Annotated in this window: 21 protein-coding genes and 1 other RNA gene; 14 read left to right on the top strand and 8 right to left on the bottom strand. The window is 37.6% G+C overall.

The annotated features are described in order from the left end of the window. Positions 1 to 44 precede the first annotated feature (44 nt). Together purN and purM are read right to left on the bottom strand one after the other, a co-directional pair. Positions 45 to 824, bottom strand: a complete 780-nt coding sequence (gene purN / locus AC2SLT_RS08330) for a phosphoribosylglycinamide formyltransferase (RefSeq protein WP_486547195.1) — start codon at positions 822 to 824, stop codon at positions 45 to 47. Position 825: 1 nt separating this feature from the next. Continuing rightward, positions 826 to 1935 (bottom strand): phosphoribosylformylglycinamidine cyclo-ligase, encoded by a 1110-nt coding sequence (gene purM, locus AC2SLT_RS08325; protein ID WP_486547194.1) that lies wholly within the window; start codon positions 1933 to 1935, stop codon positions 826 to 828. A 501-nt stretch (positions 1936 to 2436) separates the two neighbouring features. On the opposite strand from purM, the gene AC2SLT_RS08320 reads away from it, so the two are divergent. The 6 genes from AC2SLT_RS08320 (at position 2437) to AC2SLT_RS08295 (ending at position 8018) form a co-directional block, all read left to right on the top strand. Further along, the gene (locus tag AC2SLT_RS08320; protein WP_486547193.1) at positions 2437 to 3537 is read left to right on the top strand and encodes an AI-2E family transporter; all 1101 of its coding nucleotides are present in this window, start codon (positions 2437 to 2439) and stop codon (positions 3535 to 3537) included. A 328-nt stretch (positions 3538 to 3865) separates the two neighbouring features. Further along, a complete protein-coding gene (locus tag AC2SLT_RS08315; RefSeq protein ID WP_486547192.1) occupies positions 3866 to 4678 on the top strand; it encodes a DnaA ATPase domain-containing protein in 813 nt (270 codons plus the stop codon). A gap of 154 nt (positions 4679 to 4832) precedes the next feature. Then, positions 4833 to 5513: a DUF2057 family protein gene (locus AC2SLT_RS08310; protein WP_486547191.1), complete on the top strand. Its 681-nt coding sequence runs from the start codon at positions 4833 to 4835 to the stop codon at positions 5511 to 5513. A gap of 47 nt (positions 5514 to 5560) precedes the next feature. Then, positions 5561 to 6202 (top strand): peroxiredoxin, encoded by a 642-nt coding sequence (locus tag AC2SLT_RS08305; protein WP_486547190.1) that lies wholly within the window; start codon positions 5561 to 5563, stop codon positions 6200 to 6202. A gap of 190 nt (positions 6203 to 6392) precedes the next feature. Next, on the top strand, positions 6393 to 7022 hold the full coding sequence (locus AC2SLT_RS08300; RefSeq protein ID WP_486547189.1) for a glutathione S-transferase family protein: 630 nt from the start codon (positions 6393 to 6395) through the stop codon (positions 7020 to 7022). A gap of 150 nt (positions 7023 to 7172) precedes the next feature. Further along, positions 7173 to 8018, top strand: coding sequence for an META domain-containing protein (locus tag AC2SLT_RS08295; RefSeq protein WP_486547188.1), 846 nt, complete (start codon positions 7173 to 7175; stop codon positions 8016 to 8018). A 38-nt stretch (positions 8019 to 8056) separates the two neighbouring features. On the opposite strand, the gene ruvC is transcribed toward AC2SLT_RS08295, so the two are convergent. Then, a complete protein-coding gene (ruvC, locus tag AC2SLT_RS08290) occupies positions 8057 to 8641 on the bottom strand; it encodes a crossover junction endodeoxyribonuclease RuvC (RefSeq protein ID WP_486547187.1) in 585 nt (194 codons plus the stop codon). Between the two features lie 366 nt (positions 8642 to 9007). Between ruvC and AC2SLT_RS08285 the strand changes: the two genes are divergently transcribed. Further along, the gene (locus AC2SLT_RS08285) at positions 9008 to 9643 is read left to right on the top strand and encodes an FxsA family protein (protein ID WP_486547186.1); all 636 of its coding nucleotides are present in this window, start codon (positions 9008 to 9010) and stop codon (positions 9641 to 9643) included. Between the two features lie 245 nt (positions 9644 to 9888). Here AC2SLT_RS08285 and ssrS read toward each other — a convergent pair. Next, positions 9889 to 10083, bottom strand: a non-coding RNA gene (gene ssrS, locus AC2SLT_RS08280) — 6S RNA. Positions 10084 to 10439: 356 nt separating this feature from the next. On the opposite strand from ssrS, the gene gpmI reads away from it, so the two are divergent. Further along, positions 10440 to 12032: a 2,3-bisphosphoglycerate-independent phosphoglycerate mutase gene (gpmI, locus tag AC2SLT_RS08275; protein ID WP_486547185.1), complete on the top strand. Its 1593-nt coding sequence runs from the start codon at positions 10440 to 10442 to the stop codon at positions 12030 to 12032. A 297-nt stretch (positions 12033 to 12329) separates the two neighbouring features. Beyond that, on the top strand, positions 12330 to 13919 hold the full coding sequence (locus AC2SLT_RS08270) for a S41 family peptidase (protein WP_486547184.1): 1590 nt from the start codon (positions 12330 to 12332) through the stop codon (positions 13917 to 13919). Between the two features lie 167 nt (positions 13920 to 14086). On the opposite strand, the gene AC2SLT_RS08265 is transcribed toward AC2SLT_RS08270, so the two are convergent. After that, the gene (locus AC2SLT_RS08265; protein WP_486547183.1) at positions 14087 to 14722 is read right to left on the bottom strand and encodes a response regulator; all 636 of its coding nucleotides are present in this window, start codon (positions 14720 to 14722) and stop codon (positions 14087 to 14089) included. Between the two features lie 649 nt (positions 14723 to 15371). Here AC2SLT_RS08265 and AC2SLT_RS08260 point away from each other — a divergent pair. After that, on the top strand, positions 15372 to 16379 hold the full coding sequence (locus AC2SLT_RS08260) for a serine hydrolase (protein ID WP_486547182.1): 1008 nt from the start codon (positions 15372 to 15374) through the stop codon (positions 16377 to 16379). A 253-nt stretch (positions 16380 to 16632) separates the two neighbouring features. Here AC2SLT_RS08260 and AC2SLT_RS08255 read toward each other — a convergent pair whose 3' ends face one another. Beyond that, positions 16633 to 16962 carry a TraR/DksA family transcriptional regulator gene (locus AC2SLT_RS08255; RefSeq protein ID WP_486547181.1) on the bottom strand — a complete coding sequence of 110 codons (330 nt, stop codon included), beginning with the start codon at positions 16960 to 16962 and terminating at the stop codon, positions 16633 to 16635. Between the two features lie 514 nt (positions 16963 to 17476). Between AC2SLT_RS08255 and AC2SLT_RS08250 the strand changes: the two genes are divergently transcribed. The 3 genes from AC2SLT_RS08250 to ruvA all read left to right on the top strand — a co-directional run bounded on the left by AC2SLT_RS08250 (position 17477) and on the right by ruvA (position 20270). After that, positions 17477 to 18685, top strand: a complete 1209-nt coding sequence (locus tag AC2SLT_RS08250; RefSeq protein ID WP_486547180.1) for a phosphoglycerate kinase — start codon at positions 17477 to 17479, stop codon at positions 18683 to 18685. Between the two features lie 271 nt (positions 18686 to 18956). Then, the gene (locus AC2SLT_RS08245; RefSeq protein WP_486547179.1) at positions 18957 to 19379 is read left to right on the top strand and encodes a hypothetical protein; all 423 of its coding nucleotides are present in this window, start codon (positions 18957 to 18959) and stop codon (positions 19377 to 19379) included. A gap of 258 nt (positions 19380 to 19637) precedes the next feature. Beyond that, positions 19638 to 20270, top strand: coding sequence for a Holliday junction branch migration protein RuvA (gene ruvA / locus AC2SLT_RS08240; RefSeq protein WP_486547178.1), 633 nt, complete (start codon positions 19638 to 19640; stop codon positions 20268 to 20270). 294 nt (positions 20271 to 20564) lie between these two features. Here the strand turns inward: ruvA and AC2SLT_RS08235 are convergent, their stop codons facing one another. Both AC2SLT_RS08235 and AC2SLT_RS08230 read right to left on the bottom strand, forming a co-directional pair. Continuing rightward, entirely contained in the window at positions 20565 to 21752 is a 1188-nt protein-coding gene (locus AC2SLT_RS08235) for an acetylornithine/succinylornithine family transaminase (RefSeq protein ID WP_486547177.1), read from the bottom strand. A 95-nt stretch (positions 21753 to 21847) separates the two neighbouring features. Then, complete coding sequence (locus tag AC2SLT_RS08230; protein ID WP_486547176.1) at positions 21848 to 22054, bottom strand: DNA gyrase inhibitor YacG; 207 nt, start codon at positions 22052 to 22054, stop codon at positions 21848 to 21850. Between the two features lie 495 nt (positions 22055 to 22549). Here AC2SLT_RS08230 and AC2SLT_RS08225 point away from each other — a divergent pair, with 495 nt between their 5' ends. Then, positions 22550 to 23245: a class I SAM-dependent methyltransferase gene (locus AC2SLT_RS08225; protein ID WP_486547175.1), complete on the top strand. Its 696-nt coding sequence runs from the start codon at positions 22550 to 22552 to the stop codon at positions 23243 to 23245. Positions 23246 to 23435 lie beyond the last annotated feature (190 nt).

Below are 23435 nucleotides of genomic sequence, written 5' to 3'. Positions count from 1 at the left end.
GGGGTTTAATTCGAAGAGATCTAAGGTTTACTTTAAGGATGCCTTTATAGACTGTCCAACCATAGCTTTAGAGGCAGGGTAGGCAGATAAGAGGCTGTTTCTGTACCTAAGCTTGTTTCTGGATCTGTAGAGTTAAGCTTAGTAGCAGAAATTGCGATCTCATTTAGGTCAAGCACGCCCTGCGCAATGAGTAATATCGTCCAAGGAAGCACTTGATGCTCTAATTTTTGAACACGTCCTTGAAGCTTGTCAGCTGAATCAGTGCTATCTACAGCCAGTAAGGCCTGAGTTAATACTTGACCTGCATCCAGCTCAGCTGTCACCACATGCACGCTACAACCGTGGTATTTGTCTTCAGACTCTAATACCCTTTGATGCGTGTCTAAACCTTTATACTTAGGAAGTAGCGAGGGATGCAGATTTATCATAGGCGCCGGAGCTGCGTTGATAAAATCAGCGCTTAGTACCCGCATAAAACCAGCTAGCACGATCAAATCGGGTTGCCATTCATTCAGCTTAGTAGTGGCATGACGTTCAAACGTTTTAATCCCCATCCGTTTACCTGCATTATCACCTTCGGTAATATGCGAAAGGACAGCCGTTTCAATTCCCGCTTGCTGCGCACGAGTGACCGCATACGCCTCTTTTACGTTACTAATCACACCAACGATTTCAATAGGTAAGCTTCCCACACGCATGGCGTCGATTAGCACCTGCAGGTTGCTACCACTACCAGATACGAGTACCGCAACTTTTAAAGGCTTATTGGGTACACAGTCTTGCGCAGTATGGGGTTTTTTTAATACTGATGTAGATGCTAACATATTATGAATAAACCACCGCATCCATGTTAGATGAGTTAATTGAGTTACGTGAGACTACTTCGCCTAATTTAAAGGCTTTTTCACCTGTATTATTCAAGACTTTAGTCGCTTGATCCGCTAAATCGGCTGGCACGACTACAACAAAGCCGACACCACAATTAAAAGTTCGATACATCTCCAAGGGTTCGATGTTGCCCTGTTTTTGCAGCCATGTGAACAGTTCTGGCATTTCCCAACTATTGGTATCTATTTTAGCAGCGAGTGTGTCAGGCAATACACGGGGTAAGTTTTCAGTAAATCCACCACCCGTTATGTGCGACATCGCATGTAAGTTGTCATTGCCAAGCTCTTTTTGCAACGCTTGAATAGCGTTGACATAAATTTTGGTAGGCGCCATCAACGCATCAGCAATCGGCTGACCATCAAGGGTATCATCAGTGTTCGTTATATCAATGCCACTGACCTCTATTACTTTACGAATTAAAGAATACCCATTTGAGTGAGCACCACTGGATGCGATACCAATTAACACATCACCTTCAGCCACCTGTTCACCCGTTATGACCTCCGACTCTTCGACAACACCGACACAAAATCCAGCAAGATCATAATCTTCGTCTTGATACATACCAGGCATTTCAGCAGTTTCTCCGCCGATTAGCGCACAGTTTGATTGTTTGCAACCTTCACCAATACCGCTAACAACAGAAACAGCAGTCTCTACATCAAGCTTGCCAGTAGCATAATAGTCTAAGAAAAATAACGGCTCTGCACCGCAGACCAAAAGATCATTAACACACATGGCGACCAGATCAATACCAATGGTATCGTGACGATTTAGCTGTAATGCTAGTTTTAATTTAGTACCAACTCCATCCGTACCTGAAACCAATAAAGGCGATTTGTAACCTGTAGGGATTCGACATAATGCCCCAAATCCACCAAGGCCCCCGACAACTTCAGGACGAGTGGTTGATTTTGCGACAGATTTAATGCGTTGGACCAGGGCATCTCCAGCGTCAATATCCACACCTGCATCTTTATAGCTTAGCGAGGTTGGTTTGCTAGAAGTTGATGGGTTGGAGGATGCATTAGAATTTGGATGGCTCATGTTAGAAGCAGACCTTTTAAGCGAGTGTATAAAGACAAGAATTAGGTATATGTTTTAAACTAGTAACGATTATACTAATTATCAAATAAAATAACGTTCTACTTAAGTAGCATTCGGATTAATGAAAGTTAAAACTTCAAGGTAACTGACGACACTACTGTATCAACGTGATGTTAAGCGTTTGCGTGCATTATACGCAAAAACGGGCATTATACGCAAAGATAGTTAACCTTTAAAGACTGTAAAATGTAGTAAAAGGGAGTTAAGCCTCTATATAAAAGTGATAATAAAATAATAAAAGTGATAATAAAATATCAATAGAACAAAAAATGACCAAAAATGATTAAATATTTGTCAGAATAAGCCATAATATAGTCATAAATTTATAGAGTCTGTTTAGTGATTAAGCACCCTCAACGATTGGTATCCATTTAACTATTATCAATAATGAATTTAATCGAGTTGGTTTCAAATTCATTAGTATCAAATAAGAGAGTCTCTATGCAGGTTGCAAATGTAGATCCATTTTTCAAGCGGCTACTTATCGTATTAGGAGTAAGCCTCTTACTGTATGTTATTTATTTGTTAACCCCGGTCATGATACCGTTTGTCTGTGCCTTTATTTTGGCGTATTTGTTTAACCCGCTTGTGACTAAAATGTCCAAAATTATGCCAAGATGGCTGTCTATAATATTCGTATATATTGTCATTTGTTGCGTATTAGGGCTTTTACTATGGTGGTTAATTCCGACCATTTGGTCTCAGCTACAAGCGGCGTGGAATTATGTTCCTAAGCTGGTCAGTTGGTACAATGAAGACATAAGAACATGGGCAAATCAGTTTGATCGGATAAGTCTGCCTCCGCTTGACAGCGAGATTGTATCCAATACTTTTCTTGAGTATCTCAACAAAAATTATAATGTTGAGGATGTACAATCTTTAGCCATACAACTGATGAGCTCAGGTATGACAGTGATTAACAATGCAGGATTGGCGGTATTAGTGCCAATTTTAACGTTTTACTTCTTATTTAACTGGGATCAACGTCTTAAAACATGGTCGAATGCCTTACCCGCTTCAATAGCCCCTAAAGTCTTAGAGATCACTCATGACTGTGATGACGCCCTTATGGCGTTTGTTAAAGGACAGTTATTGGTGATGATTTTATTGGGTATTATTTATGCTGTTTTACTTCAGCTTATTGGGTTAGAGCTGGGTCTGATTATTGGTTTAGTAGCAGGATTGGCAAGCTTTGTTCCTTATCTAGGTTTTGGTATCGGTTTTATAGCGGCAATAGGTGCCGGATTATTCCAGTTTGGGTTAGATTGGTTACAACTGAGTTTGATAGTTGGTGCTTTTCTGCTTGGTCAAGCTATTGAAGGTTATGTTTTACAGCCTTTATTGTTGGGAGATAAGATTGGATTATCCCCCCTATGGGTTATATTTGCGGTACTTGCAGGAGCAGCATTGATGGGATTTGTCGGTATGCTTATTGCGTTACCCGTTTCAGCTATCTTAAATGTTCTGTTCCAACATGCATATGACGCTTATACTAAAACTGATTTTTATAAAGGCCGTAAGCAGTATAAATTATTTAAGTAGGAGTAATGATGTCAGTAAAAATAGATTACCCCGTTCTCAACTTATTAAAACTCATTGTAGGCTGCTGCTTTTAGCCAAGCAAATCAAAACCTCTCATTAAAAATGCTGGGCTAAAGCCAAAGCCTACGTTAAGAGTTGAGAATGGGGTATAGAGAGTGTTTTAGCGTCCATATCATTCATATATAGATGTTTGGCACAGTCTGATACCTGATGATTCTTCTCGATAAAGGGCTTTTGATGAGCTTTGATACTTATGCCATATTATTGTCATTAAAATTGTGGTATAAATAAGCGTTATACAGTTATATCGAGCCGAGATACTAGCCTGATGACAAATCAATTAAGTTTAAATCTTGAAGTAAGGAAAGATGCCAGCCTGAGTGATTTTTCTGGTCCTGGGTGGTCGACTTTGATCGACGCTGTACGTCAACTTCATGTTGGTCTCATCGGACAGATGTATATTTATGGTAGCCCAGCAACGGGCAAAACACATTTGCTGTCTGCTATTTGTGAGTCCTACATGGAGATGGAGAAGACCGCGATAAGTCTATCTCTAAAAGAGCTTGTTAATACTGATGTGGGCGTTTTGGCGTCACTTGAAAGCTTCGATTTAGTGGCTATTGATGATTTAGAATCAATCCGGTATAGCCGTGCTTGGCAAGAAGCCATCTTTCATTTAATAAATCGAAGTAAAGAGGGTCAAGGTCAGCTTATTTTTGCCGCCAAAACTCCTGCTACCGAGCTACCTTTTGAATTACCTGATTTATTGACTCGCTTGATTCAGTCACCTGCTTTTCGTGTACCTGAAGGTCATGATATAGCGGATAGAAAAGCCATGCTTGAATCTGTAATGCGTCGACGCGGATGGCAGTTTGATCCTCGAATTACCGAGCACCTACTTGAAGAAGGTCCTCATCGTATTGGCGGAATGCTTGATATCTTAAATGTGATTCAACCACTATTTTCTAATTTAAATCGTGCCTATATTTCTAAGACAGTGATTAGTCAGGCAATAGCGATGATTGATGAACACACTCTTATGGCTGAGTTAGAGGATATACATCAAGAGGCTCAAGAAGATCTATTATCAAAATCTGAAGAAAACAGTGCCTATCCGAACAATATGACCTTTAACTTTTAATATTTTTCTTCAATGCCAGCTTTATTCCTTTTATACTAATTTTAACTTATTATAGATAAATAAAATTTAATCAAAATTTATAAATAAGTAAGCTATTTAAACACGCCATATAAACGAATGACTCAAATATTATTGAAACCTAAGGTCTTTAATTATGATAAACGAAGCAAATAAAACTATGTTTAAACAATTATCAGTATTTTGTACTATCAGTATTCTAACGGCTGCAGTAGCACATGCAGAAGTTACCTTAAAAGTGGATGAAAATATTAAAGTTACTGCCATAAATGGACAAACCTTTAATTCAAGTCCGTTTCAAGCCATTAAAAAGGACTATACATTACAGCCTGGTAAACACGTCATAACAGCAAAGTATGATCGGTTATATGAGCTGCGCCATGATGAGCATGATTATCTGCACTCAGCGAACGTCACTGTGACAGCTGATATGCAGGACAATCAAACCTATCGTTTGACTATGCCAGGGCAACCTGAGAAATATGAAGAGGCTAGGGAGTATGCTAAAGCCCCAACATTAGCAGTTGTAAAAGGGTCAAGTGTTATCGCTGAAGCTCGTGGTTCAGAAAGCAGTGGTGGTTTATTTTCAGGTATTACCTCAATCTTCGGTGGAAATGATGCTCAGGCTGACAATCAGAGAGCGATTGCAGCAATTAACTCTCAACCCAATACAACCTCTAACTCAGGTGCTATTGCACCAGTGAGTAGCCCATCAACCAATCAATCGCAGGCTAGTAACTTAGATAAGTTTATGCAGATTTGGTTACAGGCTAGCCCTGAGGAACGTGAAAAAATTCGTCAATGGATAAAAGAATAATTCACTACCTCTAACCATCATTAACTAACAATAAATAAGGATTTACTATGACAAATTTACGATTGGGTGATACTGCACCAAACTTTGATGCCCCTACGACGGAAGGTGATATTAATTTTTACAATTGGGCTGGAGATAATTGGGTTGTTTTATTCTCCCATCCAGCTGATTACACACCGGTTTGTACTACTGAATTAGGTCGTACAGCAGCGCTTAATGGTGAGTTTCAAAAGCGTGGTGTTAAACCAATTGCTATTTCAGTAGATACTTTAGAAGATCATAACGGCTGGGCTAAAGATATTGGTGAAACACAAGGGACAGATTTGAATTTCCCAATCATCGCAGATCCAGATAGGAAGGTCGCAACCTTGTACGATATGATTCATCCAAATGCTGACGCTACCAGTACTGTTCGCAGTGTATTTATTATTGATCCAAGCAAAAAGGTTCGTCTTATACTAACTTATCCTGCCAGCTGTGGTCGTAACTTTGATGAAATCATCCGTGTGATTGATGCCATGCAGTTGTCTGATGAGTATAATATTGCGACTCCAGTAGATTGGAAAGATGGTGATGATGTGATCATTCCACCAAGTATTAAAACTGAAGATATTTCTGATAAGGATTATCCAAAAGGTTTTAAAGAAATTAAGCCATATTTACGTATGACACCTCAGCCTAATAAATAGTTCAAAATTATGGCAATTAACGTTGCACTGGTTTTAGACAGCGTAAACCTTCATAGCTTAATAACTATGAAGGTTTTTCATTGTGAAGCGCTTTAAAAACTAATAACAAATATATGTGTGGCGTATTGTATACAATTTGGTATGATTTAAGCTACCTTCGAAGTGATAGAATCAGCAAAAGGAATTTGTTATGAAAAAGTTATATTTAGCACGTAAAGCCCCTAATCCACGTAAAGTGGTGGTATTGATGCAAGCGAAAGGCTTAGACATCGACGAGATTGATGATATCGAAGTTATTGACATAGATATGATGAAGGGAGAGCAATTAAATCAGGAGTTTGCGAAGATCAATCCACTCAAGCTGTTGCCTGTATTGATCTTAGAAGATGGTACTGTGCTTAATGATTCTCAAGCAATCTGTGAATATTTAGATCGGGTATACGGTGAGCGTTCTATAATGGGCAATGATGTGGTTCAGCGTGCTCAAGTATGTTCACTACGCCGAACGGCTGAATTTGAGGTGCTATATAATTTCATGTTAGCTTTTCAACACAGTCATCCTTCTAAGGCCGATAGAATCGATCAAGTACCAGAATTTAGCGAAAAATCTATTCAACGTGCTATTTCTATCTTGCCGTACTTCGATAACATTCTAAAAGACCACGATTACCTAGTAGGTAATCAGCTAAGTTATGCTGATATAGTGCTTTATATTGGTTTAGATTTTGGCCGTTTATTAAAAGTTGACCCGACTGCACATGGTGACGGTATTGCTCGGTTTTATAAGAATATGAACGAACGGTTTGGGTTCAAAAAGTAAGTTATAGGTTTCATTGATGTCTAGAGTTAGATAATTGGATATAAAAAATGAGTCTATATGACATAGTCGCTAAGATAGTAATAATTACTTAAAGATACTGATGTGGAATTATACCTGATAATTTAATGACATTGGCAAAGGAAGTAGACATTGAAAACTTTAACGCATACTTTACTGATGACACTTGCTATTATCAATGGTGCATCGATACTTTCAGGATGTCACAATAGCGCTCAAGAAGCTGGAATTCAAAAAGAATCCCAAATAGAATTAGTTAACAATACCAGTAACGAAATGGCAACCTTCGAAAAAATTAAAAAAAAGGATCTTGTTAATTATTCTTGGGAATTAGTTGAAGCATTAGATGCTAACAATCATCCATTAAAGCGTTTAAACTCAATCAAGAATCAGATATCTTTAAGCTTTTTGGATGATAATGGACTAGATAGCGTGTATTTTGGACTAGGCTGTAATAGTATTGGCGGTAATTATACACTTAGTAATAATCATTTAATTGTTAGTAATATAATGAGTACTGAAATTGGGTGCAAGCTGTATGATGTTGAACAGTTACTTGCTAGAGCTATGGCAGGGCGTAGTGAATTAAGTTATTTAGCTATTGAAAAGCCTTTGTTAACTCAAAAAACGTCGGAGGGCAATACATTAGTTTGGCAAGGTACATTGACCCCTGAAGTCAAATATGGACAAGTAGGGGACATCGTATATTGGGAAATCAGCAATAAAGAACCCGTTTGCCCCGATGGTACAAATGGAGGGTGTCTAGAAGTCAGACCCGTTTATTATGATTTCAAAGGTATGAAAACTGGTGTAGGGGAATGGCATCTATTTGTAGATGAGATTGAAGGTTATACCCATGATAATAATGTTAACCAAGTTATACGTTTAAAACGGTTTAGCGTAGATCCAATAGACGTCAAAGGGAAACAGTACGTTTATGTCCTAGGCGGTATTATCGAAAGCTCTATTGTAAACTAAGGTTCGCACTGATTGTAAGAGTTTAAATCTTTATACCATTACTTAAGACCTGCAATGTCCTCTTCAGATAAACGCCAGCGCCCTTTTTTCTTTGAGGATCCACGACCACGTAAGGTCGTATTCATGAGCAGCTTATTCATTGAGTGGCTTGAGTGAGCATGGCAAATAGCACAGGCAAGGCCATCTGCTGCATCTTGTTGAGGTGCGATGTCTAATTTTAATATGCGACAAACCATTTCTTGAACCTGATTTTTATCCGCTGCTCCATATCCACAAACGGCTTGCTTAATTTGTCTTGCCGTATATTCCGATACTTCTAAATCTAAAGATACTAAGGCGGCAATGGCAGCCCCACGTGCTTGACCTAGCTTTAGTGCAGAGTCAGGGTTTTCAGCCATAAATACTTGCTCAACTGCGGCATGTATTGGCTCATCTGCATATTTTAGATGGTATTGAGTGATTCGAGTAATACCATTGAAGATACGTTTCAAACGTTCTGGCATCTCTTTCGTCTCTGTGCGAATTGTGCCTGCATCAAGATACCGAAGAGTATCGCCTTTTTGATGAATAATTCCGTAGCCTGTCAATCTAGAACCCGGATCTATACCAATAATAATTGCCATAATTTAATTTTAAGTCCGATTGTATTATTGTTAACCTGTCAAATCTAAATTTAGTTAAATCGTTTAGCTGCTTATATATGTCACATTGACGCTAATAATTGTTTAGAAAACCAAATTAAGATTTGATAGTATACCAAGCAATCCCCATATAGATAACATATAACGAGATTAATAAATTGGGTTTGTTAATTTTTTACCTCTTATTCAAAAGAATGGTGTAGTAATTAGGATGTAGGTACTAAGGTGATTTAACCTTCATGCTTGCACTTAGGTTGAATAATTAAACAGAGCTCGTCTTTGTTGGTCTAATAAACATTTAAATTTTTATATTCAAAGCTCTTTGTAAACAAAATAGGATGACACATTATGGGTCAGATAGTTGGCATTGCCATCGTTTGGTTTATCATTGAAATGCTACTATGGTATTTAGTTGCGCAGTTCATAAGCGGCTGGTGGGTATTTGGCTGGTTTATTGTTGCTGCAGTGATAGGTTTAACTTTAATTCGTCGAGGAATGACAACGCTTAATCCAATGGCGCAACAAATGAAAGCAGGAGGTCTAAACCCTGCTATGCGTCCTCCAGAAAATACAATTATGAAAACTGTGGGGATGGCAGTAGGGGGGTTATTGCTTTTGATTCCAGGCTTGCTATCCGACTTATTAGCACTATTAGTGATATTGCCTCCGGTTCAAAAGAAATTGAAAGATATGGCTAATAATTATGTGATGAATAATCAGCAAAAAATGATGGAGCTTATGGCCAAGCAGATGGGCGGGCAAATGGGTGGTCAAAATCCTTTTGGCGGCATGGGCGGTACAGGGGGTAATCCCTTTGGCGGTCAGAATCCATTTGGCAATCAAAATCCGTTTGATACCCAGTCTGAAGGCGCTAAGCGTAATCCATTTGGGAATGGTTTTAAGCATAACACTACCGTAGATGGTTCTGCGAAAGCGGTTATAAAAGATGTTAAAAAGTTAAAAAAACCGGCAAATGATGAATAGATTAAGTTATTTCAATCATCAAATAAATAAAACCCTTTTATCTATTTAGATAAAAGGGTTTTTTCTATAGAGTACTTTGTAATATACGAATTTGACAATTATATTAGTCAATCAAATTAAGTGATATGAAATTATCTTCAACTGTAAAACTATAATTTAAACCCTTAATGTAAAATATAAGTAGTCTAAAATTATAAGACAGCTTAGCAAGACTAAAATAGAATGTTATAAAGTTGAATACAAAATTAAAGACCGAAGTGCCGCTGTAAGATGGGAACCCATGAACCGTCAAGTTCAGGGCGGATGTGTCACTGTCTCTTAAGGTTTCCTGAGTCACTGCAAGCAGTGCAGGCATACACAATAAGACAGTAGATATCACATCCATTTAGTGCATTATCGGCTCAGGGAATATCATCCACTGGCGAACACTTCAGAGTCTTTAGATAATAACTAAAATTCTGTTTAGTTGCAAATGCTTAGCTAAGTAAGTTTGTTAACAAGCGTAGTAGATAGTTAGCAAGCGTGGTAGAACAGTAATTTTAATTGAAGATTAACTGTAGTCATAGCGAATTAGCCATTCATACCATTTATAAGACAATCATCTATTAAACAACCATGTATTAAACAACCATGTATTATTTAACCTTGATTATAGTTAAATTCGCTAGTGTGGTACAATTACCTCCTAATTTTTATTTTAAAATATAGAGTATTGAAATTACCGATTAAGATATAACTATCTAATAATCGGATAATATTTAGAAGTTTTTTAGAAACATATTTGGAGAAAACGTCAATGGTAGCAGCAGAAAGTAATAAAAAGATTCCACACGTACTAATGATATTAGATGGCTTTGGTTATCGTGAGGATAAGCAGGACAATGCAGTTGCTGCTGCAAACACTCCAAATCTTGACCGCATTTTGAATACCTATCCACACGGTCTTATCTCAGGCTCTGGTGAAGATGTTGGCTTACCTGAAGGTCAATTTGGTAACTCAGAAGTAGGACATATGAACTTGGGTGCTGGACGTGTGTTATTTCAAGACTCAACTCGTATCACCCGTGACATAAAAAACCGTGATTTTTATAAGAATCCGGCTATTGTCAATGGTATCAAAGCCGCTGTCGAAGCTGATGGGAATGTCCATATTATGGGGTTACTCTCTGACGGAGGTGTCCATGCGCATCAAGACCATATCGAAGCTATGTGCCACGCTGCAGTCGTTCATGGAGCTAAATGTGTCTATGTGCATTGTTTTTTAGATGGACGAGATACGCCGCCAAAATCGGCAGATAAATATATCAAGCGATTACGCGATTATATAAATAATTTAAATGCTTATTACGAAAGTAAGGTTCAAATTGTTAGTATTATTGGACGTTATTTTGCGATGGATCGTGATAATCGTTGGGATAGAGTTCAGAAAGCTTATGACTTAATGACACTGGGTAAAGCTGAGCGTATGGCGACACGATCAGATGGCGCTGTACAAGCGGCCTATAAGTCCCGCGAGACAGATGAGTTTGTGAGTCCCACTAATGTCATCGAGCATGGTGAAACTCCGATCACTGTCGATGACAACGATGCGGTAATCTTTATGAACTTTAGAGCAGATAGAGCACGCGAGTTAAGTCAGGCTTTTGTCTTGCCAGATCATCAGTTCGCTGGATTTGCCCGTAAGAAACAACCCAATTTATCAGCGTTTGTAATGATGACCCACTATTCAGACGAGTTAGCGGCTAATCCAAAAACTTCAGTGGCTTATGAACCAACAGCGCTTCATAACACATTAGGCGAATACCTTCAAAATAATAATAAAACTCAACTTAGAATTGCCGAGACTGAAAAATTTGCACACGTCACATTTTTCTTTAGTGGGGGAGAAGAAAATGAATATGAGGGTGAATCTCGTATTCTAATTCCTTCTCCAGATGTTGACACTTATGATTTAAAACCTGAAATGAGTGCACCTGAGGTCACCGAGAAGTTAGTTGAGGCGATAGACTCTGGAAAATATGATGTCCTAATTGTCAACTATGCCAATGGTGATATGGTAGGGCATACAGGTAACTTTGATGCTGCTGTCAAAGCGGTAGAGTGCTTAGATGATGCAATAGGCGCGGTTTCGAAAGCAGTAATTCAGTCAAATGGGCATATGCTAATCACGGCAGATCATGGTAATGTAGAACAAATGCAAGACTATGAAAGTGGTCAAGTTCATACCCAGCACACTACTGAATTAGTTCCCTTAATTTATGTGGGAAATAATAAAGTTACTGTTCGAGATGGTGGAAAATTAAGTGATGTTGCACCAACCATACTTGATCTGATGGGATTGAAAGTACCTGATGAGATGACAGGTACAACCTTGTTACAATCAAAGTAGTATTTCCAAACAACTGCTATTGCATAAGTGTTCAATAAGTATTGAGTAAGTTAGTATTGAAAGAGTTGGTTAATTTATTCTCGAAAAATAGTCGACTAAAATAATTAGTGGTCATAATTTTAGTGTTTAGGATGTTGGTGTTTTAAAATTTCTTTATAAATAGTTTTTTGTAGACCTTAATCAAAGTTCGCGAAGATTTTTATTATCGGTAGGTAAATGATGAGCTATAAGCACCCACTTATGAAATCTCAATCTAACGGGTCATTGTTGGATACAAGGACTGATGGTAGGTCTACTATGAGAATAACTAACGTCATTTATCTCAGCATTTTGTCAGTCAGCCTGAGTGTAGTAGGGTGCTCCTATCTTCCTAAATCAAGCACACCTCCTAAGCCTATCATCAAATCTAAAATACTTATCGCCAGTCAAGAGCAGTCAAAGTCTGTACCATCTTTATTTCAAAATTCTGAGGATGACGTTGATTCAATAGAAGGTTATGAGAGTCTTTGTTCTGATGACTGTGATGATATCGATGCAAATGCCAATCTAGACGTCATCGACGAAGCTGCTATCATTGAATATGACCCTAGTGTAGATGATATTAATAAAAGTGCCACTTCTAGCGATATTATGATTGCGAAAGCAAGTCAGGGAGACAAGGTCGTTGATAATGGTGACATTGATAGCCTTGATAGCAATGGTAGTCAACGTGATGAAAATGATGCGCTTAATGACAATGTGCTTAATGACAATGAGTTAAGCTTAGGCGTTGAACATGTTCCTTTAAATGCAATATCTCCGGAAACCATTGAAACCTTCGTTGAGGTAATTGATGTTATTAGAAATGATTATGTTCGACCTGTAAATGATGAAGTCTTGTTCCAGTATGCTATTGCAGGAATGCTTGAGAAACTAGATAGTCATGCTGAGTATTTAACTCCAGAAAATTATGAGCGTCTGCGAAACTTCACTGATGGAGAGATTGGTCATGTTGGTATTATTGCTAACTTTGATCCTTTAAAATCTGCTTGGATTGTGACTGAGGTTTTACCCCGTTCATCTGCGAAGGAAGCGGGTATCAATATTGGTGATAGACTACTTAAAATTAAAAAAGCGGATCTGACTTCTGACATGACGCCTCAAGATGTTATTCAGCTCCTATCAGGTATTGCAGGGTCGCAAGTTCAGGTTACTGTCGCTAGCAACTTTGGGCAGAAACGCAATGTCATTCTTCAACGTAATCTAGCCTCTAATAATAGGCTGGATGTGACCGTGCAAGATAGCATTGCGATTATTCGATTGCCTGTTTTTCAAAATGGGTCAAAAGATCAGTTAATCAAAGCACTCAAAGACCTAGGCGTGCCAATCACTGGAGTGGTTTTAGATGTTAGGAATAATCCAGGCGGGGTTCTCTCAGCGGCTATTGATATCGCTAGTTTATTCATTGCTGATAAAGGGTTGATACAAGTTAGAAACAGGACCAATCATAGTCAGATTATTAAACCCAATGGCACCCCGTATTTATCAGACTTACCCGTTGTGGTATTGCAAAACCAATACTCTGCTTCAGCCGCTGAGGTATTAGCAAGTAGTCTGAAAAGTAATCAACGCGCTAAAATTATAGGTGAGCAAAGTTTTGGTAAGGGAACGGTTCAAGAGGTGATTCCCTTAAAATCAGGTGGCGCAGTTAAACTAACGGTTGCAGAGTATCGTAGTATTAAAGGAGACATGATCGATGGTATTGGCGTTAAGCCTGACATAACCCTAATGCATGACGGTTCTGATTGGCAGCAGCAGGCGGTTAATACAATATTAGCGCAAGATCGCCCTATAGGTATTAAATTTAATAATAACTTGGAAGGTCTTCCAGTGATTAACGACTATTAGATTTACGACTATTAAGAGCTGTGTATAGGAGATAATTAACAGTTTAATTTAATAGTTATAGTCCAAGTTTTTATATTCCCAGTCTTTTTAGTCTCAGTGAAGTTGATAAATGCCACTCATCTTGTTAGGTGTATTAAGGGTTAAGTTAAGTTGACGTGTTTATAATATTAGGGAGTAATGAGACCGTGTCTCATCGCAAGGTGGGTTAATTTGACATCGCTATCTACCCCTACCTTTTCAAAGATACGATAACGATAGGTGTTAACGGTTTTGACGCTGACAAATAATTGATCGGCAATTTGCTGAGGACTTTGGCAGTTAACCACCATCATAGCTACTTGTTTTTCGCGTTCGCTCAGTCTATCAAAAGGTGACTCTTCATTATCGGTCAGGAGCATATCTGCTAGTTGCTCAGCCACATCACTACTAAAGTATTTACTGCCTTGGTACACCTTTTTAATGGCTTTAATCATCTCAGCAAGAGGGGTTCCTTTAGTGATATAACCATTTACCCCAGCTTTAAGTAGCATAGAAGGGTATGGCTGAGTAGAGACGCTACTAACCGCCAGAATTTTAACAGTATTATTGAATTGTCGTAACCGCTTTGTGGCCTCTACGCCACCTATATTAGGCATATTAACATCTAATAGCACGACATCCGGATTCAACGATTTTACCATTTTTATTGCCAACTCCCCACTATCTGCTTCACCAATCACCTCGATTTCTGGATCATCAGATAGCATTCTGCTGATACCCATTCTAACTAGGTCATGGTCATCAACTACTATTATTTTAATCATATCAACTTCCCAATAGAACGTTAAAGCAATCATAACAGTATTTAATTGTTACTGTATCGTAAACCTAATGTTTTGAATTGACAACATATCTTAACCCGTTATAAAACAAAGGAATTAGTACTTAACCTGATGCGTTAATGATGTTAAGATAAATAACATAGACACTATAAATGTCAAAAACAGTAAGTAAAAATTTTATTTTAATATTTAAAAATGTAAATAGCATATCTTCTTAGTAAATGATAAATTTACAAGTTAGGTTTAAAAGTTAGGTAAGTAATTTATCGATTATTAACTAACTAAACCATTAAATAAAAAAATTTACTAATTGACTTGTTAACTTAATTTGTAGATACAGCTGACTAAATACATAATTTTCAAAATGACTAACTATCTTAATTAATAACTATTTAGGTAAGTAAGCAACTACTAAAATAATTGAAAGTCTAAAATTTTTGATTGTTCGATAGTCTGATCTTTGTGCATTTGTAAAATATTATTTAATAATAATTTTGAAATATTTTAATAAAATGGACCAATAAATATAAATGATTTACCAGTGCTAAAGCAACTGAGTTGGTAAACCTTCGCCTTTTTAACGCTATATAATACCTTAATACTATTAATTTTGACTCAAGTGAGATGACTTATGAGCTTAAACAATTCTTTTAAAAAATCGTATATCTTTGTTTGCATCGCATTGGGTCTGGGCACTGTTAGTTCAGTATCAAATGCTGCGTTAACAATTGTCGAACCTAGTAAGACAGGTAATTCACAAGTTCAATGGGGTAGTGCAGGTGGGTTATATGAAGCACGTACTATTATGTACTCAAATCAAAATGGCTATAGTTATGATAGTACCAATAACTACAATAACTCAACCTTTTACGAAACACTACCGATAACTACAGGATCACGTGGCGTACTAGTATTGGATGTTGAAACTGGCAAACCATTATACGAAAAGAATGCGAATGTTGCTCGTCCAATTGCTTCAATTACAAAGCTTATGACCGCGATGGTCGTATTGGATGCTGGACTTGATATGCGTGAGGAAATCAAGTTGGATCCTGAAGATTTCGTCGGTCCTAAACGTGCAAGTTCACGTCTAAAAGCTGGCGATCGCATGAATCGCGCCGAGCTATTGCTAATGACTTTAATGAAGTCTGAAAACCCAGCGGCTAAGTCTCTAGCTCGAAACTATCCAGGTGGTTATGATGCCTTTATGCACGCAATGAACCAAAAAGCACGGGCACTGGGTATGAATAGTGCTTATTTTGGAGATCCTACAGGTCTTGATAAGCGAAATGTAGCGTCACCAGTTGATTTGGCAAAAATGGTACAAGCAGCAGGGCAATACGAAGTCATTCGTCGTTTTTCCACTACCAAAAGTTATGATTTTTTCGTTGCTAATTATGCTGTTGGAAACCGCCAGTATGCTGCTAATAATACGAGTAAATTGGTACGAAGTGGGGATTATCCCATTGGTATATCAAAAACGGGCTTTATTAATGAAGCAGGACGTTGTGTCGTCATGGAAACTAGAGTTAATAACCGCCCGGCAATCATTGTTATTTTAGGCGCTAATAGCTCAAGCACACGCTGGAATGATGCAGAAACTATCTTAGCCAACTTAGCGATGCGCCGATCGGTATAGGTATAACCTTCTAAAGAGAGTATTAATCAATTTGTAGTACATTTTTAACATAGCGTATTTTTAACATAGCGTATATTTATCATGCTGACTGAACCTAACTTTTGTCGCGTTTGCATTCGCCTTTTTCGTTAGGTTATTTTCTAACTTTAGTGTAAGACTTGAGTCTAAAAAAGATTGCCTTTAATAAAGGCAATCTTTTTTGTTTTTATTGATAGTGTTTAAAGCTCGCTAAAGTAGGGTATAAACGTAGCTTCTACGAGGCATGTTTCATACATAAGGTCGCATATGGTATAGCTTGTAATCTTTTTTCTTCAATTTCTTCACCACACACCGCACATTCTCCATAGGTTCCATTTTCAATGCGGCTTAACGCATTTTTAACATAGGTTAGACCTTGCTGAGCTTCAACAAGAAGTGATTTGCGCATCTCATTTTCTCTCATTGAAATGGCTTGATCGTCCCAATGCTCATTAAGTTCATCCTGAGGATGTTGAATGTGGTCTTCAATTTTATCGATTCGAGTTTGATATTCTTGTTGTAACTCTAAAAGACGTGTTTTAGCTTCTGAATAATCGTTGCTCATAAAGGGTATCCTTCTGTTTGTGTTGATTCAAGGCTGGATAACTGTACTTTTAAAACTGTACTTTTAAAACTGTTATTAGATAACTGTTCTTAGATAACTATTATTTAATAACAGTTATTTAATAAATATGTCTTGATGACTGTCTGTGTTTTAATGTCATATTTAAATTTTATTACAAAGATTAAGATATTAAGGTATGTGTTTTCAATAATTAAATCATTAATTCCTATTATTAATAAAATTTATAACCGGAATTACTTTAATATTTCTCAAAGGAAATTTGATTCATCATATAATAGCATTATAAACCTTTTAAAGGATGGTTGTGATGAACTGTCAAATATAGTGAATGATACGATTCATTATTAAATTGTGTACTGCCCTTGGTTTTAAATATGATAAAATCGGTTAAAATTTTATAGCGTCCGAAAATATTAACGGGCGAATACAGACATTATTTTATGGTAAGCGTAAACTTAAATTTTAACCATATTTCTCTTGAAAGGGTAATTGCATGAACTTTGCTAGAATGGAAAACCAAGATCTTAAGGGTAAGACAGTATTAATACGTGAAGATTTAAACGTACCTATCCAAAATGGTAAAATATCTAACGATGCTCGTCTAAGATCAAGTATTCCGACTATCAAGTTGGCTTTAGAAAAAGGTGCAGGAGTTTTGGTTTGCTCGCACTTGGGTCGACCTAGCGAAGGTAATTATGAAGAGAAGTATTCATTACAACCAGTAGCTGACTATCTATCTGAACAATTAAATCAGACGGTTGTGTTAAATAAAGAATATGTTAACCAGAATGTCAGCGTTAAGCCAGGAGACGTTATTCTTCTTGAAAATGTTCGCTTTAATGAGGGTGAAAAGAAGAATAGTGAGACACTATCTAAGCATTATGCTGAACTGTGTGATGTATTTGTGATGGATGCTTTTGGTACTGCGCATAGGGCTCAAGCATCAACTGAAGGCGTCATCAAGGCAGCAGCTAATGCGGGTAAACCTATATGTGCTGGTCCGTTATTATCAGCTGAGCTCGATGCCTTAGAAAAAGCGTTATACCAACCCAATAAGCCAGTCGTGGCTATAGTCGGCGGCTCTAAAGTATCTACAAAATTAGATGTACTCATTAGTTTGGCTGAAATTTGTGATCAAATCATCGTTGGTGGTGGTATTGCTAATACCTTTTTAGCGGCAAAAGGTCACTCAGTAGGTGCGTCATTATATGAAGCAGAAATGATAGATACTGCGACTAATATTATGAGTAAAACTGAGATTCTATTGCCTAAAAAAGTGGTCGTTGCTGATAAGTCACAGATTGATTTTGATAATTTTCTAAAATCATTAGAATCTGCGACCCCTATTGTTAGAAGTATTGATGCAGTAGGTGATAGTGAAATGATTTTAGATATCGCCTCTGAAGGCACAGAACATATTACGACTGCTGTCAAAAATGCTGCTACTATTTTATGGAATGGACCGCTCGGGGTGTTTGAAGTTGATGCCTTTAGTGAAGGAACTCGTTTATTGTCAGAAGCTGTCAAGATGAGTAAAGGGTTTTCAATTGCAGGCGGTGGCGATACGCTAGCGGCGATTCATAAATTTAATGTAGAAGATGGTGTGAGCTATATGTCTACAGGCGGGGGTGCATTTTTAGAGTTTGTTGAAGGCAAAACCTTGCCTGCTGTTGCGGCATTAGAAGTTAATAATAGTCACTAATGTTAAAATATGCCTAAATGTATTTGTAAAAAATATTTCGGATATTTATCAAATAGGGCAGCTGGACCTTTATTTTGTGTTGCTGGTGTCTTAGATTTTAAGGTTTTGCTGCCTTTACAACCCCGTCTTAGCAAGATGTATTTGGAAATTTAAAACTATTTAATGGTTTAATTAAGTTTTATAAATTTATTTAAATTAATAGTTGTTATTTCCTTAATATGTCTTTAGAATGCTGAGTGTTAATTAATACCACATTACGTGAGGAGTTCTTATGTTAAACCGTAAACTTGTTGTTGCAGGTCTAGTTGCTAGTGTATTCGCTGTCACAGGCTGTAATCAAAAAGCTGATGATACTACTGATGCTAATACTGTAGATACCGCTGCTGAAAATGCAGGTGAAACTGCTACTAATGCTGCTGATAGCGCTGCTGAAACTACCCAAAATGCTGGTGAGTCTATGCTTGACAGTGCGAAAGATGCCGGTGCTGCTGCTTCTGGTGCTGTAACTAGCGCTGGTGAATCTATAGCAGATGGCGCAAACACTGCTGTTGATAGCACTACCAATGCAGTTACTGATGGTGCTAAAACTGTTACTGATGGTGCAAACTCAATGGTTGATGGTGCTAAAGATATGGCCTCAAAGGCTACTGATGGTGCTGAAGCTGAAGTTAAAGACGCTGATCAGCAATACTAATTTGAACACTATCTAACTTTAAAAAGCAGGATAATTTACTAGCCTCTTTAAATTACATAGTATTAAGTTTAAAATTTTGACAGTTCAATTTAAGCCCTGATATTTCAGGGCTTTTTTTATACTTCAACTTTTAAAATATAACTATACAGCGTTTAATTAAAAATGAGACTTTCTAAATGCTAATTAGGAGAATAGCCTAATTTAAAAAATGAACTTTGTTATAATAGAGCCCTTAACTTTTGTGATAGATGAAGATTTATGATTGGATTACTTGAAGGAAGAGTGTGTCATTTGTCAGCTCCGGTAGCCTGTATTATGACAGCATCAGGTGTAGGTTATGAGGTTGAGCTACCTTTGCCCGACTTTTGTCAATTGCAACTTGAGGGCAATGTGGTACTTTGGACTCATTTACATGTGCGTGAGGATGCCCAATTACTATTTGGCTTCTCAAAGCAAAGTGAGCGTGATGTATTCCGACAGTTGATTCGCATCAATGGGGTAGGGGCAAAAATGGCGCTCGCTATGATGTCTACTTTTTCAGCTTCCGAGCTTAAACTCAATGTGGAGTCGGATAATGAGGCTGCTTTAGTACGTGTGCCTGGTATCGGAAAAAAGACCGCACAGCGCTTATTAATTGAACTAAAAGGCAAGTTTGATCATATTAGTAGTGAAGGCGGGCTATTTGAAAGTGGTGACGTTATGCCAATGAACGCTTCTGGTAGCGAAGGCGTAATACTTGCAGAAGTAGAGTCTGCTTTAATTAGTCTGGGATATCGAGATAAAGAAGCGCAGAAGGCCATTAAAGCAGCACGGGATACTGAGGCGGGACAAACAATTGTCGATACGCAAAGCTTATTAAAGCTGACATTGCAGCAATTATCAAGCTTTTAGTATACTGTTAGTGTTGTGGCGTTTTAGTTTTATAGAATAGTCTAATAGCAGACTCTATTTAGTGAACCTATTAGACTCATTCGCTAGTTGTACCTTTTCTATAAAATACCCTATCCATCTTAGCCTCGGTCAGACTCACTTAACCTACTATTCGTCTCGTTGGCATCCGCTATTCTTGATAGGTTAATTTAAAGATATGCTGTTAATAATCTTGTCTCTAGAAGCAAAAATCTGTTGAAGATAAGCCCTTTTAAAGACAAATCTCTATATTCTTATATTCCTATATAAAAATATTTAATCTTTTAACTTAGCTTTAACGATACGAATTAACTTCTCTATGAGTTGATTACTTTCTTCACGAGACAAATTTAGTGGCGGTAGTAAACGTATAACATGGCCACCAGTTACATTGGTAATAAGGTTCTCATTTATTCTAGCGTCTGCAACCAATGTGCTACAGTCAGTCGTCTCAGGCAATACAATACCCATCATCATTCCGTAGCCTCTCGTTGTTATACCTAACGGTTTGAGCTCTTCGTATAAAGTCTTTTGGATATAGTCACCTTCCGTTACTGCATTTTTCATAACGTTGGTATTCGTTAAGATGTCATATACGCTATGGACGACTCTGCTACCTAAAGGTGTACCGCCATAAGTTGAACCATGGCTACCCACTTGAAATAAATCCTTAGCACGACCGCGAACCATACAGGCGCCAATCGGAAATCCGTTGCCCAACCCTTTTGCTGTGGAGACCACATCTGGCTGAGCGTTGCTATGTTGGTAAGCAAAGTATTTACCAGTACGTCCATTTCCGGTTTGAACTTCATCGAGCATAAATAGCCAGTCATACTCATCACAAATAGCTTGAATTTGCTCTAAATAACTAAAACCGCTTTCTGCAGTATTAAGACCACCTTCGCCTTGTATAGGCTCAACCAAAATAGCGGTAATCTCATCATAGTCTTTAGCGGCTTGTTTTATAGCCTCGATATCGCCAAACGGAATCCGAATAAATTCATCATCTAACGTATAAAAACCTTCACGCGCTTTAGGATTGGCGGTTGCAGAAACCGTAAGTAAAGTGCGGCCATGGAAGGCACGCTCCATCACGATGACTTTAGGCTTTTTAAACCCTTTATTATGTCCATACAGTCGAGCCATTTTAAGAGCAGCTTCGTTTGATTCTGCGCCACTATTAGCAAAGAAAACACTGTCCATACCTGCTGCGGTGCAAATTGACTCAGCGGCCTTTTCTTGCCAATCGATCTTAAAAAGGTTGCTGGTATGGATTAAAGTAGCCGCTTGATCTTGAATGGCTTCGGTAATCTTTGGATGACAATGACCTAATCCACAAACAGCGATACCCGTTAAAGCATCTAAATATGGCGTATTATCAGCAGTATATAGCCAGCTTCCTTGTCCCCGTATAAAGCTGATGGGTTGTGGGCTATACGTAGGCATGATGTAGGAGTGTGACATAATAAATCCTTTAAAATCAGGTTCTTAATTAGGTTATGTTTACATTGATAGTTATTTTAATTTTACGATTTTAATGAAATGAACTAGTTAATAATTTAGTCAAAATTGGATGAAAAGGGGGTATCATTCGCAGCAACACGATACTCTTCATTAGCCCAAGCCCCTAAGTCTATTAATTTGCAGCGATCACTGCAAAATGGTTTATAAGGGTTGTCCTGCCATACCGTGGGCTTTTGGCATTGTGGGCAAGGGTAAGTTTTGCTGACGGAAGGTTTTGGTGAATCTGATTTTGACTGAGTCATATGAGTATCTTAGGCTGTCATGATAAGTTTTAGGAACGTATTGATTATATAGTCAGAGAACTACTAAATGGTTACGGCGTTAATCTCGTTAAGTCTACTTCAGTAGTACTTGCACTCGGTTGCCTTGTAACCATTTTAGAGTTCTTTGACTATAATGTGTTATGAAAATTTTATACTAAATCTAGATATAAACCTATCGAGGAAGGCGAATGCAAACTTTCCAAATAGTAGGTTTATTTAACCTAATCGTAGTCAACAAAGATAGGTTGTTTTAAAGAAAAGGTTTTACCTTTAAAATAAGAACTTCCGGTATATACTACTGAGATGTATGCTTTAAAATAACGTTATTTACAAAGGTTTAAAACAATAAAGTTAAATTAGGCTGCTTATTAGAGTATAGCACGAGTACTTACTTGCTCATGTAAGGGCTTGCATAAGCAAGTAATCAGCTCTTAATAGATGGTTAACCTTTAATCCAACAAGTGGTTGTAAACAATGTCAACATCGACTAAAAACAAACTAAGTCACAATAAATCAAGAATTTTTAAACCTGAAAAGCTTAAGGCGCCACGTAATTTTCTTGTTCCTCAGTTTATTCAACAACCGCATAAATCACGCCCTCTCATTGTTGAGATTGGCGCAGGGAAGGGGCTGCATGCTTGCCAATATGCTAAAGATAATCCCCAACACGATTTAATTGCAATAGAACGTACTCAAAATAAATTTACTGCATTTAATTCATTGGTTGATTCTATTAATAAAGAGGGTGCCCCTTTAAATAACTTATTGGCCGTTCACGCTGATGCGATACCTTACTGTGTTTATGCTCTGACTACTCAAAGCGTGGACAAGTTTTTTATTCTTTATCCAAATCCTGAACCAAAAAATCCAAATCAACAATGGTTAAATATGCCTTTCTTTGAGTTCTTATTATCCCGACTAAAGCCTGAAGGGAAGGTTGTATTAGCAAGTAACATTCAAGAGTATATAGACTCTGCTTATGATGAGTCCTTAAATACCTGGGGTTTAGCGACCAAAAAGTATCTTATACCTACTCACAGTAAGCGTACCCATTTTGAGGTCAAATATTTAGCACGTGGAGAGAGGTGTTGGGAGCTTGAGTTAACGAAGCCTAAAGACTATATTACCAACTTCGACAACTGGAATTCTTCAACTTTACACACTAATTAATCAAATTACTCTTTGAGTAGTGCAGTTGTGATCCATTAGAGTGCTATCGCTGCTTGGTACGATCGCTAAATGATATTACCCAATAGCAGCTAACGCTACAGAATGCCATATTAAAAAACAATCATTAGTTCCTAAACCCCGATATATTAAAATTTAATATCTTTAAACTATTTAAATTCGCCAGATTTTA

The sequence above is a fragment of the Psychrobacter sp. CX18 genome, from assembly GCF_057396215.1.
The sequence above is the reverse complement of the archived record's forward strand: the minus strand, read 5'-3'. Positions and strand labels throughout refer to the sequence as shown.